The following is a 16,992-nucleotide window of genomic DNA, read 5'->3' on the forward strand; positions in this document are numbered from 1 at the left end:
TGCAGCCGTTCGGGGCATCTGACACTTATGGCCAGCAACTCCCCACGACGGGGAGTCTCTGGTCCCAGCAGGACGAATTGGGCGGTCAGTGCATGGAGAGAGTGTGGAACTTGCTGACAGTTGGGTGGACTTTCGTCGCCCAGTTACCTGCAGGTTCCACTCCGGGTACCGTGTTGTCAGACTGACTTCACGGTCTCCATCAATTTCAAATGGGTGGTAAAGCTGCGCAGGCCCAGCGGCTGGAACTTACGCAGGAAGCGAGTCACCTCCTCGTTCACATCGGTCTGATCCCGAATGCCGTTCCACACCATGAAGTCGAATTCATCCATTGTCTTGTCGAACTTGATGAGGACCTGGAGAGCGCGGACGGCGAAGCGGGAAAACGCCTGGACTTCCAGCTGGATGGCTGGCCGCACGATCTCGGGGCGAAAGACAAAGTCTCCTTGTTCCTGCATGGTTTTTTCACGCTGTTCGCGATAGGCGGTCGCAACACGCAACTGCTCGTCGACGTACTCCTCAAGCTTCACCATCTCACCCTCCAGGTACTTTTCGACGGTAACCAGTTCTGTACGCGAGAACGTGGTTTGTCCAAACCTCTGGAGGTTGACCGACATGCGGTTCATGTAGGGCCACCATTGTTCAAATAGCGGTCGCAGGCGTGTGTGGTTGATCTTGAGGCCGACAACGACAACAGCCGCGCCGGCGAGCTGGCGGTTGAGGATCTGCATGCCCAGTTCACGGCGACGGCGCACGATTGCCTGGCGGTCCTCCGGCGAGAGCTCGCGAAAGCGTTTGCGCGTGCTTTCCACTTCTGCCTTCTTCTGCTCCGCGTCTGCGGAGGTGATAAGACCCTCCTTGTGCAGGGCGTCGGCCGACGCAGCCATCTGCGTCAGTTCGGTCTCGACGTCCTCCGGTGCGGAGACGGTGAGGTTCCCGGATTCGAGAGCCGTGGAACCGGCATCTTCCGGCGCCAGAACTTCGGCCAGATCGTCGGCAGAGTTGGCGATGTCAGCGGTCGTAGTCATGATTTGATTCTCCGAAGGATGGCCAATGAAGGCCGTAAATTTGTTGGTTTTCGGGTAGGGCGGCTTAACGCCCCACATGGAACGCAGAAGCCAGACGCCAGCTCAGCAGGCCGACGATGACGACGCCGGCGGTCCACCAGTAAGCGACAAGCGGTAGCGGTAGCAGTAGGGCGGAGGCCCCGAAGCCGAAACTAACGAGAAGACCATGCGCCGCCACATGGAAGGCCACCGGATTGGCAAAGCCGGCAGATGCCGCGCGGATCTTCCGGGACACGGCCCCATCGTTGAGAAGCGCGATGAGAAAGACAGTGCCGCCGAATGCCCAGTACTGCGCAACGCAGGCGCGGTAGATCCCGCGATATATGGTTAGCCAGAAATTGCGCATCCAGTGGCGCCCAAACGTGGCAGCGCCTCCATCCGATAGCATCGTGTCAGCATCGGATCCTGAGAACGACGCCTTGACGGCACCCGTCTGGACAAACCAGCGAACGAACCGCTCGTTGGCAATGCTCGTTGCACGGTCTGCGCGCCTATCTCCAAGTACCTGGGAGACCGAGGTTTGTTCCGCTTCACTGACTTCGAAGTCGCTCAAGTCAGGGAAAAGCGGTGCGGTCGCGCAGATCATGAGCGGCGCTACCAGAAGCCAAAGGCGGACATGCGAGGCGAATCGGCTGGCCATGGTCAGATGAACCTACAGATGATCAGGATCGGCAGAGGAGCAAAGGCGGCAAGAGCGCCGATGAGCAGCTGCGGTTTATGTGTGGCGACGCCAATGAGCGCAAAGGCGGGCGCACGGCTTCCCTCGCTGAGCGCCGGAGGGGGTTCCGATGCTGTGCTGTTGGCGCCCATGTGCCAGGATTGCATCGCGTACGCCAGTGCAGGTTCAGTCCGAAAGAAATGAACCGCAATGCCAATTGCGGCGCGTGCCGCCATTCGCGTCGGATAGACGCTCGCAGCTGCGAGCAGCTTGCGCGCGTCAGTGTGTAAAGTTGCCAGCGACATCGTAGTCCTCGAAGTATCGGGTGAAGCTATAGCCGGTAAGCACCCGCGCGGCGAGCTGGAACGCGGCGCATCGCTGGGATACGTTGCCTGGCGTGGGCTCGTCAACCATTTGGCAAATGTATCCAGCCGGCTGGCGTTGCTCGAATGCGGGAATGGACTCGTTGTACGGATACCAGACGTGATAACGCTCGCCTTTGAACGCTGCGTAGCGATTGACGTAGAGATCGTGGGCGCGACTGAACAGACCTTTCATGAACGCGACGTTAGCGTCGCCGTGTTTGCGCGCCAGTCTCCACGCCTGAATAGCGTCACCGAGCATCTCTGCGACAAGCGGATCGTCGCGCACGCGAAAGTTGACACCGATGTAGTCGACCACGCGCGTGCACACGTCGTCCAGATCCGGAGACAGGGTGAAAATCGGCGTGAGCTTGGCCGACATCCGGTACTGCTTAACGATCTGCCGAAACAGAGTAGGGGTGCGCATTGACAATTAACCTTGAATAATTGGGACACGACCCTGGTAGACCGACCCGCCAGAAATGCGCAGGAAGTACTGCAGATTCGGCAATTGCATGATCAGTTCGGGCGGAATCAGCGGAGCCTTCTCGAGCTGGGTTGAGCGCGAAACCGAGCCACTGAACTCACCCACATGGGCTTCCGTCCCGGTGCTCGTGCTGCTGGAAACCACAACGTTATGAATGGCGGTGGTGCCGACTTTCTCGGAGAACCAGTTCGCTGTGTCGATGTCTTCCAAGCGTAGAACGATCTGGTTGTTCAGATTGCCCAAAACCTGCTGCATCTTTGCGATGTTTCCGAGTTTCGCAGTCAGATCCGAGCGAGTTTGATAAGCAACGAAGGCTTTGAACCCTGCGCCGCGTCCCTTGTTCAGGACCTGGATGACCTGCTCGTTGATTGCTTCCGCCACCTCATCGATGATGAGGACTACCTCTGGCGGCTTCTCGTAGAAGTTGTAGATTGCGCCTGCGACCGATGCGATGTCGGCCAGCAGCATGGACATGATGGCCTGCGCAACAAGCGCATTCGAAAGCGAGTCTGCTCCCACGTACAGCACGGCCTTCTGCTTGATGACTTTGTCGATATCCCAGATCTCGCGGTTGTCGTCAAAGTCGTCTGCTTTTGGGGCCAGCATCAAGCCGGTTTCGCCCGTCGCCAGCATCTGTAGCAGAGGCAGCGCAGAGGCAATGATCCGGCCGTAGTGATCCCGATCGTGATGGAAGGTAGCAACCAGACCATCAATGGCCTCGTGACCCTGGTCTTTGTTGGCAAACCGGGCCATGTATAGCTGCACCATGCCGTCCAGCAGTGTGCCGCCAGGACGTTGACCTGCGCTCTGCATATATGTGCTTGCTTCATCCTCCCAGTCCGACATTCCCGCTTCCGGGAAGAAGCGCCGCAGCGCACGATCGAGGAGCTTGTTGATGCCGTTCTGGGCGTACTGGAGGATGGAGCGCAGGTTCGGCTTGTCGCCTACATAAAGCTCACCCTTAACGGCTCGGTCGATAAACAGAAATGCGAACTGGCGAAACGGACCTTCTTCCATAAGCTGCGCAATGCGGCTAGGAATTTCAGAAGGCTGTGACCAATTTTCAATAGGATTCAGTCGGATTGATTGCGACGGGGAAGCCTGTTTCCAATAAAGAAATTTACGGCCAGTGCGTTCACATTCTTTCCTGACGCGTTTTACCCAGTCTCCGTCGTTCTTCGGATCAATGATTATCAAAATATCATTTGGATTATGGATAACCTGAGTAGAAATTACTTCGTAGGTCCGTGTTTTACCAGATCCAGTTGTACCACTAACCGAGGTATGACCCGGCATTGCCTTATAGTGAAATGGTACCCAATCTTTCTTAGGTTCCATGCCATGAATCCACGATCGACCTTGTGGCATCGTATCTGCGATGCTGTCTGCAGGTGAAAATGCCTTCTCAATGCGTTCTACGATAGGCTGGGGGAGCCATTTTGGAAGTCCAGGAATATCGCTGGACGGCATTCGGAGAATATCATGGGATATCTGACAATGTCGCTGAGTCCATTCGTATCCCAAACCGAGATACATTGAATCAAGCTTTTTGCGCATGGTCGCACTGATCGATAATAGATCGTCAATCTTAATGACGGTCAGCCATTTGGTAGATATGGCCATTCTGAACTTCAGTGCACGCAGAACCTGAGACGACCTAAATACAAACATTGCAACGGCAAACAATGCAAAGTATCCAGCGTTCGGCATGCCGCTGACGAGTAACAGTACAAAGGCAATAGCCCATCCAACTACAGCGCGAAACTCGAAAATCGGCCGGAAGTGATTGACGTAATTTCGCATCACAGTGTCTCCCCGGCAGGCGGTCGCTCCGAAATCAACGCAGCTACCTTATCGATAAGCAGGATCTCCTGGCCGATTACCTTGTAGAGCAGGTTGAACTTGCGCAAATTGTCCACTAGTGAATCGGATGCCATGCCGTAATTGCCGATCATCCGCTTACTGATGGCAAGCTTGTTGTCGACCCACGTTACTTTGGCCTTGCCGGCTGCAACGTCTTGGGAGAGCGCGCGAAAGAAGTCCCGCATCAGGTTGGATGTGTCTGCAAGGACTTCGGCAAAAGGGTCAGCTTTCTTGTCTTTGAGCGTCGTACGAACGGCATTGACTGGCAATGCTGTAGCGGTGCTAGCGCGATTGGCGCCCTCCGGTGCTTCCATAGGGACGGCCGACGCGGATTCCGTTGCCGATGCAGGCGTCGACGCATTCATGGGCGCGACTGCTGCAGTTGCGGGATCCGAAGCAGTGGTGGCTAGCGTCGGGCCATCAACAACCCCGCGCGAGTTTGCAGCTGTGCTGCCGGAAGCGGCGAGTTCGCTCGCGGAGGGTACCGGCGTGGTGTCGGGCGCGAACGAGGCGCGGCGTGCTTTCACCTCAAACTCGGTCGCGGTTTCGATGGCCTGACGAGCTACTTTGTGCAGCAACGTTTCCATGCCGGCAGGGCGTGGATCAGGGTTGATGGCGCCGAAGAGATCCGACAGCACTACCGGATCGAAGCTGGCCAGGCGCTCGGCGCCTAGTATCTCCCGAGTGAGCAGGGCGGTTCTCATGCGTTCTACCGGAGTGGCCTCTTCCCGGCGCGTGACCTGGTATGTACCCTCGCCGAGCCACGTACCAAACGCACCGTGGGCGGCCGGGATCCATTCGGTCCCATCGCTATCGCGGTGGAATTTGAAATGGCGGCATGGCTCGTCCAGTCGCGAGCAGCATGCAGCTAGGAAGAGCGCGTACAGATACTGGGGTTCCAATAACCGTCGTCGCTCGGACGGTTGATCCGCGCCGAACTTCTGTGCTCCCGAGAGCCGCATGGCGAAGTAGGCGGCCTCCACGGTCGCGCGCATGGCGCCGCCCGGCTCTGCGTGCTCCGAAGGCCGCAATGGCATCGAGCCAAACCAGTTTGCGCAAGCTTCGAGTACTGACAACCACTTTGCCTCGAAAACCGCCGGGTCGGACTCGTTGGCATACTGGCGAATGAGGTCGATGCGCTTGATATGGCCTTGCATCAGTTCCATAGTATTCGTTGAATGATGAATCATTACTTTCCTGCCATCTTCTTGCCAATGCTCCATGCGCCGCGGCCAAGTCCCTTGAAGCCGCCAGTACCACTGATGCCTCCACCGGTGCCGAAGATGGAGCCGGCGATCTTGGGAATCTCAAGTGCTATGAAGATCAGAACGATCGAGATAGATAGGGCATAACCCGCAGCCATGACGGTATCGGTGCCGATGGCCCCGATGTCCGAGACTGCGGTCAGCAGCGGCGCACTGACCAGCTGTGCGATGGTGGCCGAGACGACCATGTACATCGATCCGGTGACCATGTAGTCCAGCCACGCGGTGAAGTACTTGCGAGTAAGGTCCAGCATTCCGAAGGCAACGGCGAGTGGGCCAAGGACGATGCCAATGGCGACCATCAACTGCCCGACCATGATGAACCAGGAATAGATCAGTGCCGCTGCAAGTACGCACAGGAACGCTAGAAAAAGAAGGGCGACACCACCAATGGCCTCGATGAGGCTGACATTGCTCGTGAAGACCGCCATCAGCATTCTTCCAATGGATTCGAAGAATTTTCCCGCGGTCGTGGCGAGTGTAGACGGCAAGCTATAGATGTCGTCGCCACTGTTGATTGCGGTAGCAATCTTCTGGAACCAGATGAAGATTGAGGGCGCAAAGCTCGTGTAGCTGACGTATAGCGACGCGAAAATCCCCAGAATCAGTATGGCCTCTATAAAGTCCGTCCATGCCGAAACGGCGTCACTGGTCGCTGCCCATCGCAAGCCCGCAAGCACAAGGGCGATGACGCCCAGGCCAAAGGCAACCTTGTCCGAATCATTGCGCACGCGGTCGCTGATGGCTGTTGCGCCCTGGATCAGACCGCGTGTAAGTCCATCCAGCTTGTTGAGCGTCTTCTGGACACCGGCGGCTAGGTCTCCCGGCTTACCTGCGGACGTCGCCAGCCCCGCCACGGCGGATGCCGAAGTCTGGCCACCGGTGTTTGAGTCGTCGGCGCGCGCTATAGGACTTGTCAGCATGACACAGGCAAGCAGCGCGCCGGCCATGACATTTAATACGCGATGGACCAAGGATCGAGACGCCGTCATTTGAGGTTCAAGAGCTTTTGGCGTTGTGCGTCACGGTCCGCTTGCAGCTTTCGGGAAAGCTCCATCGATTCTGTTTCGACTGCAACCGCTTTCTGGTCCTTGTCAGCGTCTGATTGGACCTTGGCACTCATCAGTTGCAGCATGTCCGAGTTCTGACTAGCCAGAACATCGAGCATCTGGTTCGTTGTTTGCGCAGTTGCCTGGGCGGTAGGGGACAGCCTCATCTGCTTCTGGATCTTCTCCCTCCTTTTGGCGAGGGCGTCAGTATTGTTGAACACATTTGTACCGAGACTAAACAAGTTCTTTGCCGTCTTATCGCCGTTGGTTAGCAATGTGCGCTGATCATCGAACCACTGAGTCTGTGTCTTGCCGGACGACACCATCATGCTCTGAACGCGGTTCAGATAATCGGCATTGCCTGAAATGCTGCCGTAGAGATCCTTGAGGACGCCCCCATAGACTTCGTTGTTACTGATCTCGCTCTGTAGTGAACCGAGTTGCTCGGTGAGCTGAGTCGCGTCCAGACCAGTCGACTGAAGCAACTGGTTTGCCATCATCTTGTACTGATAGGTGATGTTGGTATTCTGATAAACCTCGTCCTTGACCGACTGAAGCGCGGTCATCGTGTTCTGAATCAAGTTCGTGACGTCGATTACCGGTAGGCCCGCGGCATGCGCATTCGCGGCGAACGCGAAAACGCTAGCCGCAGCGGCCTTGAGGAAAAAATTCTTCATGTCATCTCTCCTTAATTAAGCGGTTCGCGCGAGCATCTCGCGCACGTAGGATTGCTGCCAGTCGGCCGCACCTGAAGCGTGGTGGCGATCGAGAATCGATTGGGCGACACCATCGGAGCGCAGCATTGCGACCATCTCGTCGGAGAAGGTGCTTTGGAGCATTCGTGTCTGAGAGCGGGTGATCCAGAGGTAGTCACGGTTTGGCACCGCGTCGTTGATCATCTGTATCTGGTCATCGGTCAGACCAAATTTGTCCTTGTAGAGGTCCTTACTCGTGTTGGCCTGGCTGTTCGGCAGATAGATCAAGTTGCCGACGTTGTCCTTGAGAATCTCGAAATCAGGGATGCGTTCGATCTGACGAAGCGACTGGGTGGCCATCCAGATTGCACCGTTCAGCTTCCGGATGGTCGTAATCCACGTCTCGAGTCGCTTATAGAAGCGAGGGTGCTGGAAGAAGAAGCCTGCTTCTTCAACTTCGATAATTGTGTACCGCAGGCCATCCATGGATTGGCTGATGCGGTAGAACGCGTAGTCGACGAAGAGTGCCGCTGCTCGTGGATACTTCTCGAACAGGTCACCCATCTCGATAGACAAGTTATCGCTGACTGAGAAGGCGTCCTCGGCATGGTCAAAGAAGTGCCCATATTGACCGCCCGTGAGCCATATCTGAAGGCGCTCGCGTAGCTCGTCATGAAGCTGCGTCGACAAGTTGCTGAGCGTCCAGCGATCGGGGCCATAGGTCGAGAGGATCTTGACGGCCTCGAAGACGTCTTGGGTCTGTTGCGGAGAGAGAGCGAAATGCTCGTCTTCGAGTGCGAGAGAGACCCACTGTGTCACGTAGGTAAAGTTTGACGAGTCGCCCAATAGCGACAGTGGGTTCGCATGTGTGGCGGACTGAAACTTTCCGGTCACATCTACGAATGCGCCTCCGCTCAGGAGAGTCGGTATTCGAGTCGAACGGTCCTTATCGAAGCGAATCCGGCGCGCGCCATGTCGCCCGGCCTGAGAGACGAGGAAATTCAGAAACACCGACTTACCAGCGCCAATCGGGCCGATTACGAGGAGGTGGCCGTTGCCGCCCGGCTGGTGGAGGTCTACACGCTGTGCTGTCTTGTGGCGCGTGGGCAGGCAAGTAAGTGGCGGAACGTCACGGCCAGCTTTTTCGGACAGCCAGTTGTTGCGTGTCGGGCCAGGCATCACAGAGCATACGGGGGCAATATCCGATACTGCGGGCGTCTCGACGAACTGCAGACGCCGTTGCTTGTCCCACCGGCCAGGGAGGGTGCTGTTCCACGCGGCCATGAGGTTGGCCTTCTCGCGGATGGCCCCAAATCCTGCGTTGGTAAGTGCACCGACGACCTCACTGATCGAGTCCTCGCAGGCGGCTTCTGTATCTCCGTAGACGAGAATGGAGATGTTGGCAAAGCCATGCTGTGTGCCGTCGGCGGTCAGGCGCTTGAGTGCCACGCCGGCTTCCTTGGCGAGTTCCTCGCGTCCCTCGTCGTTTTCTGCCTCTTCTTTGCCGAAATACTGTTTCAGTATGGCGCGAACGTTAAGCGCTGCCATCTTGTAGAAGCGTCGCACCTTCTCGATGTATGCAGCGGCTCGCGCGGTGTCGAGAAATCGGAACATGATGCAAACATCGAGCTCCGCATCGACTTGCATCAGGCCGTCCAGCGCGGCCTCTTGAAAGCTCAGCCATTCCTTGACCGAGACGATTCCTGCGTACCTCTTGCCGTGGGCCGATTCGAAAAGCAACCGTTCGGCCCCAACTGTCACTTCTGACTCGGTAAGATGCGTGTCCAGGAGCGTGACGGGGTAGCGGATCCTCCGTGCAGGGACGCTGGGATTCGCTGCCTGGTGTAACGCAGCATAGCTATCCTGCATCACCAATCGGTTCAGCTTTAGCCGAGGAACGCCGCCACTGAAGGCGTCAAGCATTGCTTCGAATCGCCGGCTGTCTGCCTGCAGCTTCTCCAAGTCGAACGCGAAGGCACTGCGTGCGAACACCGTGTCCTTCGTTGCCTCGAAGATGGATGCATAGACAGATCGTCCGCCGACCGTCATGTGGTGGCCTACCTTGTCAAAGAATCTTGCGACGCCGGTCTCTGGCGTGTAGGCAACGGCAAGCGAATGGGAGTTCAGGAAGTACTTGCCCGACGAAATATTTGCCTTGTTTAGAGCGTCGAGACGCGCATCGGCTGCTTCCGAGAAATCGCCGCCCACATATCCATGGGTGCGGCGATGGCTAAGCTTCCACCATGCGGTGATCCGGTTGTCGAACGACTTGCAGGCCTGGTCCAACTGGTTGCGTGCGGACTCGATATCGCCGCTATTGGGGCTGTCAGCGTCTACGCCGAGGAACTCGAAGTTCGCAAGGAGGGATCCATCCTTGTTCAGGATCAACTCGGGTGTAATGGACGTGAGCCATGGCGCCACTTCATAGAGCGGGCGGCGGTTGAGTTTCAGCATGGAAGATCGCTGTCGAAGCCGTAGGGGCGGCGAAAGAGCGCGTGGAGCTTGCCGTGCCATGGCCGCGCTTCATACACGTCGCCGTAGTGGTTGTAGACGCTGAGGATCTGGTTCCACCACGGGTCTCGGGACGTAAGCCAGCGCAACAGGGCATGAGAAGCCATTCCCATTAGCACGACGACGACGGGAATCTTCCAACCGCTTCGGAACGTCACATAGACCAGCAGTGCAACTATCGTCCCGTTGGCGATCGCGAGTCCGCGGACCGCGCCGCCAATCTGGCGGGGTCGGGAAAGTCCGATGCTTACGTGGTGTTCACGCATATCAGAATCCCGTGCAGGCCTTTGCGACGCCCAGAATCGTCATGATCGACGGTGCGGCCGCAGCTAGGCCCACCCCGATACAGATGACAGAGACAAACTTCATGATGGTCGATTCGGAGTTCGCGATACCGACGGCACCCAGCACGATAAGAATTAGGCCGGCGACAAAGAGGTACTTCGTGTTGATGAACGTGGCGATTCCGCAAATGAACTCGCCAAGCGCAGAGAATGCTGCGATCTCGGCGGCGGCAGCCGAACTTGCAACGGCCATCAGGCCGATCATGGTCAGTGCTTTTGGTAGTTGCTTCTTTCGAGCGAGGGCGATGCGAACTGCTGACGAGAATGACATTGGAGGAGCTCCGGCTGTTAGAAAACGCGTTGAACGACGTAGTCGTTGTTTTTGACGCCCTTGACCTCGATGATTTCGGAGACGTGCCGCATTTCGCCCGTACGCTTCATGTGGATGACGTAGTGGATGCAGTCGGCAATGAGCTTGCGCATGTCTTCGACTTTCCAGCCTGAGCCGGGAGGAATACCGAGAAGAGCCATACTTTCGAGACGGGAGAGACCAGCGCGTGCGTTCGGCGCGTGCAGAGAGCCCATGCCTCCGTCGTGACCGGTATTGAACGCCTGGAGCATGTCGTAGGCCTCGCCCGCGCGTACCTCACCAACAAGGATTCGGTCCGGTCGGAAACGCAACGACAGCGCGACCAGGTGTTGGGTGCTGACACCTTTGTCTGTGTTGGATAGCAATCGGACGACGTTAGGAACACGCGGCTTGAGTTCCATCGTGTCTTCAATAGTAAGGACCCGGTCTTCATCGGGAATGACCTCAACTAGCGCGTTCAAAAGCGTCGTCTTGCCGGACGACGTGCCGCCGGCGACTAGGATGTTTTTGCGCTGGCGCACGAGTTGTGACAGCGCTTCCATCAGAGACTCATCTTCAACTGGCCCCGTAAAGATGGGTCGTTCCGCGTCCACGTTACGAGCATGCTTGGCGGAGAACGCACCAGCCTTGACGTAATCACTGAGGGATAGATTTCGTTCCTGGTGCCGGCGGATGCTAAGCGCGTGGCCTCCGATAGCCGTTGGCTGCATCACTGCGGCGATACGCAACCCCTTGTGGCCAGCATTGATGATCCCCTGTGAGGTGCCGCGGACGGCCGATTTCTGTACAGAGGAGGCCAGCGAACGGATGGCGCCTTCCAGCTTCGCGGGCTCTATGACCACGTCTAACCGCGTCATGACTCCCCGTCGTTCGACCCATACATTGTCGTAGCGGTTGATCATCACTTCGGCCACGTCCGGGGCGTCCATGAAGCCGCGGATCGGAGCCAGCGATTCGAAGAACATCCCGACAGCGCTTTCTTCGAGCTGACTGAGCTGCAGGAGGGGGTGATTGGCGGAGGAATCCATGCCCGCTATTGTTGGCGGCGGCGGGCGGCAGTGGAGGGCAGAAAGCTATGCGATTTTCGTGAGCTTTCTGGGATGTTCCGATCCAACGGGACACGGTGAAGACATCTAGCGGCGGAGAGAGGGGGCTCTACATGTCGATTCAGCCGTTTCTGGTCTCCACCTCTAAATCGAACGATGTTCGGCAGTGCTCGCTTTTGTCGCCAGAAGGCGTGAGCATGCTCATCCTATTTCCCCAGAAAGCTTACCTATTTATATGAGCTTTTCGGGGAAATGCCATTGCAAAGCGCGGCAGAAAGTCCGCGATGACGGGAAACGAAGAATACTGACGAGAACGTGCGTTCAGCGGAAAGCTCTGCAAAATCGCATAGCTTTTCAGCCTCTATGAAGCGCGGATAGCTGTTTCAATTGGCGGCATCCAACAGGAACGCCGCATGCGTCTTTTTCCCAAAAAATCCGAGAATGCCAATCCTTTGACAGTAGCGCCGGGGATGTATGGCAATGAAAGTCCCGAGCAGTTGATTTTCGATCGCACGACACGTCTGAGTGTCGAGCGAAACCACTGGAAGATCGCAAGCCTCGGTATCGGGTTCATTGCGCTGGCGGCGATCATGACCCGTGAGGCGCCTCCTCCGATGGTCAAGACAGTTGGCGTATCGGCAGATGCGACAGGCAAGCCGTACGTCCGCGAACTAGTGGACTACCGGCCTGACGACATGGCCCTCAAATGGGCCATCAAGGATCTGATCACTCGTTGGTTCACGATCGAGCCGATTCTGAGTACCGACGTGGAGCGCTCCCGCCTGGCACAGAACCTGCGCTCCGTGCGCGAGCAAATGGTCGGCTCAAGCCGTGCACAGTTCCAGGACTGGGTCGATGAAGATCAACCCGTTCGTCAGGTCATCTCGTCGCCCACCCTCGTCCGTGAGCCAAAGATCCTAAATATCGCTGTGTTGCCTGACAGCACCGTTGCCGTGGAGTTCATAACGGCGACTAGCGAGGACGGATACAAGCCGCGTAAGCAGCGCTACGCCATTACTGTCCGATACCAAGTCAAGCCGCCGAACAGCGACGCCATCCTTGGCACCAACCCGTTCGGTATCTATCCCGTGTTCTTCAGCATCCAAAAGTCGCAGGCGTAATGCCGCGCTAAGTGCCCATGGAAGCCAGTAAGCCCTCCCGGTTTTTCCCGTTCGCCATCGCTGCTGCGCTGGCATTGATCCTCTCTGCCCCCGAAGGCCATGCAGCCGAGAAGACGGCGCACCGCATTGGAGCCGGCCTCGCGGGGTTGGCCGTTGGCGACATCAGCGACGCAATGAACCCGTCCAACCCGTTCAATGGCGGCGTTGATCCCGTGGCGCTGCCCGGCGACTCCAGGCTTGTAGTCTTCAACTACAGTCGCGACCAGATCTTCCGTGTCTTGAGCGCGCCGTTGAAGATGACCACGATCGAGTTCCCGGACGATGAGCAGATCGTCGGCGAGCCCGCCTGGGGCGAAAGCGTGCGTTGGGACTATGAGACAGATGGCGCGAATCACCTGTATGTGAAGCCGCAAGCTGCAGGCCTCGTCAATACGCTGTCCGTGAATACGAACAAGCGGAGCTACGAGTTCACCCTGGTTTCTTCCCCACTAGGAGGCATCTTCTATCAGAAGGTGCGATTCCGTATCCCGACCTCTATCGCGGCGAAAGTGAAGGCGCGGAACGAAGCGCGGGCGGAGGCTGGCGATGAAGCACGGCCCGCTGGCGGCGATGAGCGCAACGTCGATACGGTTGGTGTTTCGCCCGATAAGCTGAATTTCGAGTATTCGATCTCTGGCAGCGCCAACTTCAAGCCGGAGACGGCATTTGATGACGGTAAGGCGCTATGGCTGCGCTTACCTTCGGGTGCCTCACAGAACTGGCCCGTTGCGCTGGTCAAGGACGGCAGCGACTTCGTGGTGGTCAATGCTATCCGCCGCGGCGGGTACCTAGTGGTTCAACGATTGGCCGATACAGTCGTTCTGCGTTCCGGTTCCGATGAGGTCCGGATCGAGCGGGGCCGCAGTCGCATTCTGGGACTGTTCTGATGCGAAAATCCAAGAAGGATCCCAATGTTACTGACGTGACTGAAGCGCAGCAGCGGGCGGTCAAAGGAAAGCTGCCGCGCAACATCGTGGTAGCACTTGGCAGTGTCGCTGCCGTGTTGGTTGGCGCACTGGGCTACTACTTCCAGTCGATCAGCGAGGCGCAGCACGACGAGAAGGCGGAGCAGGAGCGTGCTGAACAAATCCGAGCGCGTGCTGGTTCATCAGAAGGTGCGCAGAATCTCGAACAGACAATTCGCGACCAAGCGGAGAAGGCCAGGCAGGAAGCTGAGCGTCAGCGCAAGGTTGCTACACCGGCGGACACGGGGAAGACACCGCTGCTGACGGCGAACGATCTCACCTCAGGGAGCAAGCCGGTAGCGCCGGACGCCAAGAAGAACGAGCAGGACTCAATTTTCACCGCGCCTGTCTACAAGAGCGGCCTACGCAAATCCCAAATCGAGAATAAGGGCGGGGCGGGTGTGGCGGACGTGACTGACCCTGCGCAGATGCGTGCGCTGCAGCAAGCCGCCGCCGCTCGTGCTAGTGCCGCTGCTGCGGCGGCACAAGGTCAGGACGCGGGCACGCAGGCAGTTTCATCTGACAAGCAATTCCTTCGGGACGCCGGCGCCACGGCTACGCTGCGCACGAGTTTCGACGGCAAGCTGCCGCGATGCACACTGAGCCGCGGCTTCATCATTCCTGCCAACTTTGCTGGTGGCCTCAACTCGGACAAGCCGGGAGAGTTCCGTGCAACCGTCTCGCAGGATGTCTACGACACCGTAAAGGGTACCTGCAAGATCATCCCGGCAGGAACCACGCTGGTGGGCATGTATAGCGCCGATATCGCCGTGGGCCAGGAGCGCCTTCTGACCGCATTCGTTCGCATGCAACTGCCGAACGGGAAAACTGTGCCGCTCATGGGTATGCAGGGCGCTGACCCCGACGGTACCGCAGGCAACACTGGCGACGTCAACAACCACTTCCTTAAGATCTTCGGCGGTGCGCTGGTGATCGGTGCACTGTCGTTGCGCTTCAACGACAACCCGACGACCACTACGGTCGGCCCGGCAGGCCTTGTCGCCTACGGCAATGCGGCAGGGCAGGTGGCGACGCAAACGGCGCAGACAATCCTGAACCGCAATCAGAACATTCGCCCGACGATCACGACTGAGCCGGGGCAAAAGATGATGGTGCAGGTCAAGCACGACATCGTCCTGGAGCCCTATCGTGACTAAGTACCTCGCGATGTTCCTGATTGTTGGCGCAGCCTCACTGGCGGCGCAGGCGGCGACGATCGAGGCCGTCATCAGTCCTAACGCCATCGTCGTCAAGGCAGATGGGCAGGCCCGAGTACATACCCTGGACGGCAAGCCCGTTCTCTTTTGTGGACTGGACGCTTTTCTTGGTTGGTCGGCTCGCCTGCTCGGCGCCCAGATCGAACCGGGTGCCGAAGAGGGGCCGGTGGTCACGTTGGCCGGCAAGACACAACCGATCTCGCGACTCCTTGTGCGTGAAGGCTGGTTGCGACCCGTCGTGTTGAATGATGGGGCACAGGAGGCTCTGGCCGAGCGCCGCGGTGGTTGGGCCTGTGCTCCGAAGACTGAACCGTTCGTGCAGATGGGCAATCGTGTCGATCCCAAGATCACGGCGGGCATCGCCATGAATGAATCGTCGTACCGCGGTCGTCCGTGGCCGTGGACACTGAACGTTGCAGGACGTGGCATGTTCTTCGCCACGCGCGAAGAAGCCTATGCGGCTGTTAGTCGGCTGCTGGCGAACGATCGTTGCGATTTTGACGTGGGCCTTATGCAGGTGAACTGGTGCTATCACGGCAAACGCTTTGCCTCGCCGTGGGAAGCGCTTGCGCCTGCGACCAACATCCGTGTCGCCGAAGACATCCTTGCAGAGAACCTGCAACGCAGCGGCTCGCCGATGAAGGCTGTGGCCTGGTACCACAGCGCCAATCCCGAACGCGGCGGACCCTACTTCACCCGATTCATGAAACACGTCGCGACATTCCAATGATCAGGCCGCTCATCCTTTCTGCTCTCGCGCTGATAGCGACACACGCATTCGCGGCTGACACCGATCCGCTCGACTTCGATTACCAGGTGGTAGCGCGCGCGGCAGATCGACCGGCCATGGTATTTAACGATGGCTTGTCGACCTACATCCAGCCGCGCTTCGGCCAAATGGTACAGGCGGATGGCGCGATCCAGAGCGGGCCGTACTGGGTGCTCGACGGGGTGCCCGACGTCGTACGTTACTCGGTCAACGGCCAGCCAGTTGTTGCCCGCTGGAAGCGCGCCAATGGCTTCACGTCCGAACCCGCGAATCCGGCCGGCGACATGCCACGCAGTCTTGCGGTAGTGTCAGGGCGGCTGGCCTTGATCGGCAGCTATGCGGACTTGCCGCTCATGCGTGCCGGACGCTCGTCTTTGCCGCTTGCACAGATGGTGAAGTCGATCGCACCGGCTGGCTGGAGCGGTACCGCAGCAAAAGACATTCCGCTCACAGACGATGTCTCGCTCGACGTGCGCGGCGGCGAAAACTGGCTGCAGGCGCTGGCGCGTGTCCTGGAGCAACGCAACCTGTACGCAGAAATCGACTTCGGCCGCCGGAACATCGCGCTGCGTGCTACGCCGCCAAAGGCATTCGCGGTTGAGACCGAGAAGGTGTCGGCGCCGGGGATGATCCGTACGTCCGCAGCCGTGGCCAGTTTGCCCGTCGCCGAGGCAGCGTCGCCTACCGGCACCGCCTTGCCCGAAGGTCCGACATTGGCGTCGGCTTTCAACGCCCTGGCGATTCGTGATGCGAAGAATGGTCGTATCGAAGTCCGATTTGACGCCGAGCCGAAAGAGTTGGAGCTGCGCGATACGGCCGGCGACAAGCTGCGTACGAAATGGGACGACACCGAGAAGGTGCTGTCGTTCCCGACGGTCGACCAGTTCACGGCATCGGGCAGCGGCAAGCGCGTGGAAGTCGCACGCGTCGCCGGCATCAACTTTCTGTTCCCCCGCGAGAACGGCGCAGGGCTGGAGCGCGTCTTCGAGAAGGATGGCGTGACCTACCTGAGCTTTGCGAAGTCGATGGCCAGCATCTCGGTGTTCGGCGACAACCATCAGGGCGGCGGCGAGCAGAAGGACCGTTACTACAAATACAACGGCGTCTCCGACCATCTGACGGTCATTGCCGACGGGAACGTCGTCCGCGTGGATCGCTTGCCGGAGGTTCGGTTCTACGAACGTCCGGCGAGCGTCCAATGACCGTGATGCGCCGCGTTCTCTTGCC

17 protein-coding genes are annotated in these 16,992 nt (G+C 58.3%); 5 read left to right on the plus strand and 12 right to left on the minus strand.

Features of this window, described 5'->3' with window-relative positions; translation table 11 throughout:
* Nucleotides 1-176: 176 nt before the first annotated feature.
* The 12 genes from ACO550_RS26470 to ACO550_RS26525 all read right to left on the minus strand — a co-directional run bounded on the left by ACO550_RS26470 (nt 177) and on the right by ACO550_RS26525 (nt 11,636).
* Nucleotides 177-1,025 (minus strand): ATPase, encoded by an 849-nt coding sequence (locus ACO550_RS26470; RefSeq protein ID WP_315595540.1) that lies wholly within the window; start codon nt 1,023-1,025, stop codon nt 177-179.
* 64 nt (nt 1,026-1,089) lie between these two features.
* Entirely contained in the window at nt 1,090-1,704 is a 615-nt protein-coding gene (locus tag ACO550_RS26475; protein ID WP_315595541.1) for an IncC plasmid conjugative DNA transfer DtrJ family protein, read from the minus strand.
* A gap of 2 nt (nt 1,705-1,706) precedes the next feature.
* Nucleotides 1,707-2,027, minus strand: a complete 321-nt coding sequence (locus tag ACO550_RS26480; protein ID WP_315595542.1) for a hypothetical protein — start codon at nt 2,025-2,027, stop codon at nt 1,707-1,709.
* Nucleotides 2,002-2,511, minus strand: a complete 510-nt coding sequence (locus ACO550_RS26485) for a hypothetical protein (RefSeq protein ID WP_315595543.1) — start codon at nt 2,509-2,511, stop codon at nt 2,002-2,004. Before ACO550_RS26485 ends, ACO550_RS26480 begins: the two co-directional genes overlap by 26 nt.
* 6 nt (nt 2,512-2,517) lie before the next feature.
* On the minus strand, nt 2,518-4,374 hold the full coding sequence (gene traD / locus ACO550_RS26490; protein WP_315595544.1) for a conjugative transfer system coupling protein TraD: 1,857 nt from the start codon (nt 4,372-4,374) through the stop codon (nt 2,518-2,520).
* Nucleotides 4,374-5,600 (minus strand): TraI domain-containing protein, encoded by a 1,227-nt coding sequence (locus tag ACO550_RS26495; protein ID WP_315595545.1) that lies wholly within the window; start codon nt 5,598-5,600, stop codon nt 4,374-4,376. The genes traD and ACO550_RS26495 overlap by 1 nt, the downstream gene beginning before the upstream one ends.
* 23 nt (nt 5,601-5,623) lie before the next feature.
* Nucleotides 5,624-6,649, minus strand: coding sequence for a type IV secretion system protein (locus tag ACO550_RS26500; protein ID WP_315595546.1), 1,026 nt, complete (start codon nt 6,647-6,649; stop codon nt 5,624-5,626).
* A 38-nt stretch (nt 6,650-6,687) separates the two neighbouring features.
* The gene (locus tag ACO550_RS26505; RefSeq protein ID WP_315595547.1) at nt 6,688-7,425 is read right to left on the minus strand and encodes a conjugal transfer protein TrbJ; all 738 of its coding nucleotides are present in this window, start codon (nt 7,423-7,425) and stop codon (nt 6,688-6,690) included.
* A 15-nt stretch (nt 7,426-7,440) separates the two neighbouring features.
* On the minus strand, nt 7,441-9,897 hold the full coding sequence (locus tag ACO550_RS26510) for a VirB4 family type IV secretion/conjugal transfer ATPase (RefSeq protein WP_315595548.1): 2,457 nt from the start codon (nt 9,895-9,897) through the stop codon (nt 7,441-7,443).
* Nucleotides 9,891-10,220: a VirB3 family type IV secretion system protein gene (locus ACO550_RS26515; protein ID WP_315595549.1), complete on the minus strand. Its 330-nt coding sequence runs from the start codon at nt 10,218-10,220 to the stop codon at nt 9,891-9,893. Before ACO550_RS26515 ends, ACO550_RS26510 begins: the two co-directional genes overlap by 7 nt.
* 1 nt (nt 10,221) lies before the next feature.
* A complete protein-coding gene (locus ACO550_RS26520) occupies nt 10,222-10,569 on the minus strand; it encodes a prepilin (protein ID WP_485995019.1) in 348 nt (115 codons plus the stop codon).
* 17 nt (nt 10,570-10,586) lie between these two features.
* Nucleotides 10,587-11,636, minus strand: coding sequence for a TadA family conjugal transfer-associated ATPase (locus ACO550_RS26525; protein WP_315595551.1), 1,050 nt, complete (start codon nt 11,634-11,636; stop codon nt 10,587-10,589).
* Between the two features lie 431 nt (nt 11,637-12,067).
* On the opposite strand from ACO550_RS26525, the gene ACO550_RS26530 reads away from it, so the two are divergent.
* Genes ACO550_RS26530 through ACO550_RS26550 form a run of 5 tightly spaced genes read left to right on the plus strand, consistent with a single transcriptional unit; the run spans nt 12,068 to nt 16,967 of the window.
* Nucleotides 12,068-12,775 carry a VirB8/TrbF family protein gene (locus tag ACO550_RS26530; protein WP_315595552.1) on the plus strand — a complete coding sequence of 236 codons (708 nt, stop codon included), beginning with the start codon at nt 12,068-12,070 and terminating at the stop codon, nt 12,773-12,775.
* Nucleotides 12,776-12,792: 17 nt separating this feature from the next.
* Nucleotides 12,793-13,701, plus strand: coding sequence for a TrbG/VirB9 family P-type conjugative transfer protein (locus ACO550_RS26535; RefSeq protein ID WP_315595553.1), 909 nt, complete (start codon nt 12,793-12,795; stop codon nt 13,699-13,701).
* Complete coding sequence (locus ACO550_RS26540) at nt 13,701-14,936, plus strand: TrbI/VirB10 family protein (RefSeq protein WP_315595554.1); 1,236 nt, start codon at nt 13,701-13,703, stop codon at nt 14,934-14,936. Before ACO550_RS26535 ends, ACO550_RS26540 begins: the two co-directional genes overlap by 1 nt.
* The gene (locus ACO550_RS26545; RefSeq protein WP_315595555.1) at nt 14,929-15,726 is read left to right on the plus strand and encodes a transglycosylase SLT domain-containing protein; all 798 of its coding nucleotides are present in this window, start codon (nt 14,929-14,931) and stop codon (nt 15,724-15,726) included. The genes ACO550_RS26540 and ACO550_RS26545 overlap by 8 nt, the downstream gene beginning before the upstream one ends.
* The gene (locus ACO550_RS26550) at nt 15,723-16,967 is read left to right on the plus strand and encodes a pilus assembly protein PilL (protein ID WP_315595556.1); all 1,245 of its coding nucleotides are present in this window, start codon (nt 15,723-15,725) and stop codon (nt 16,965-16,967) included. The genes ACO550_RS26545 and ACO550_RS26550 overlap by 4 nt, the downstream gene beginning before the upstream one ends.
* Nucleotides 16,968-16,992 lie beyond the last annotated feature (25 nt).

It is taken from the genome of Cupriavidus sp., from assembly GCF_057315035.1.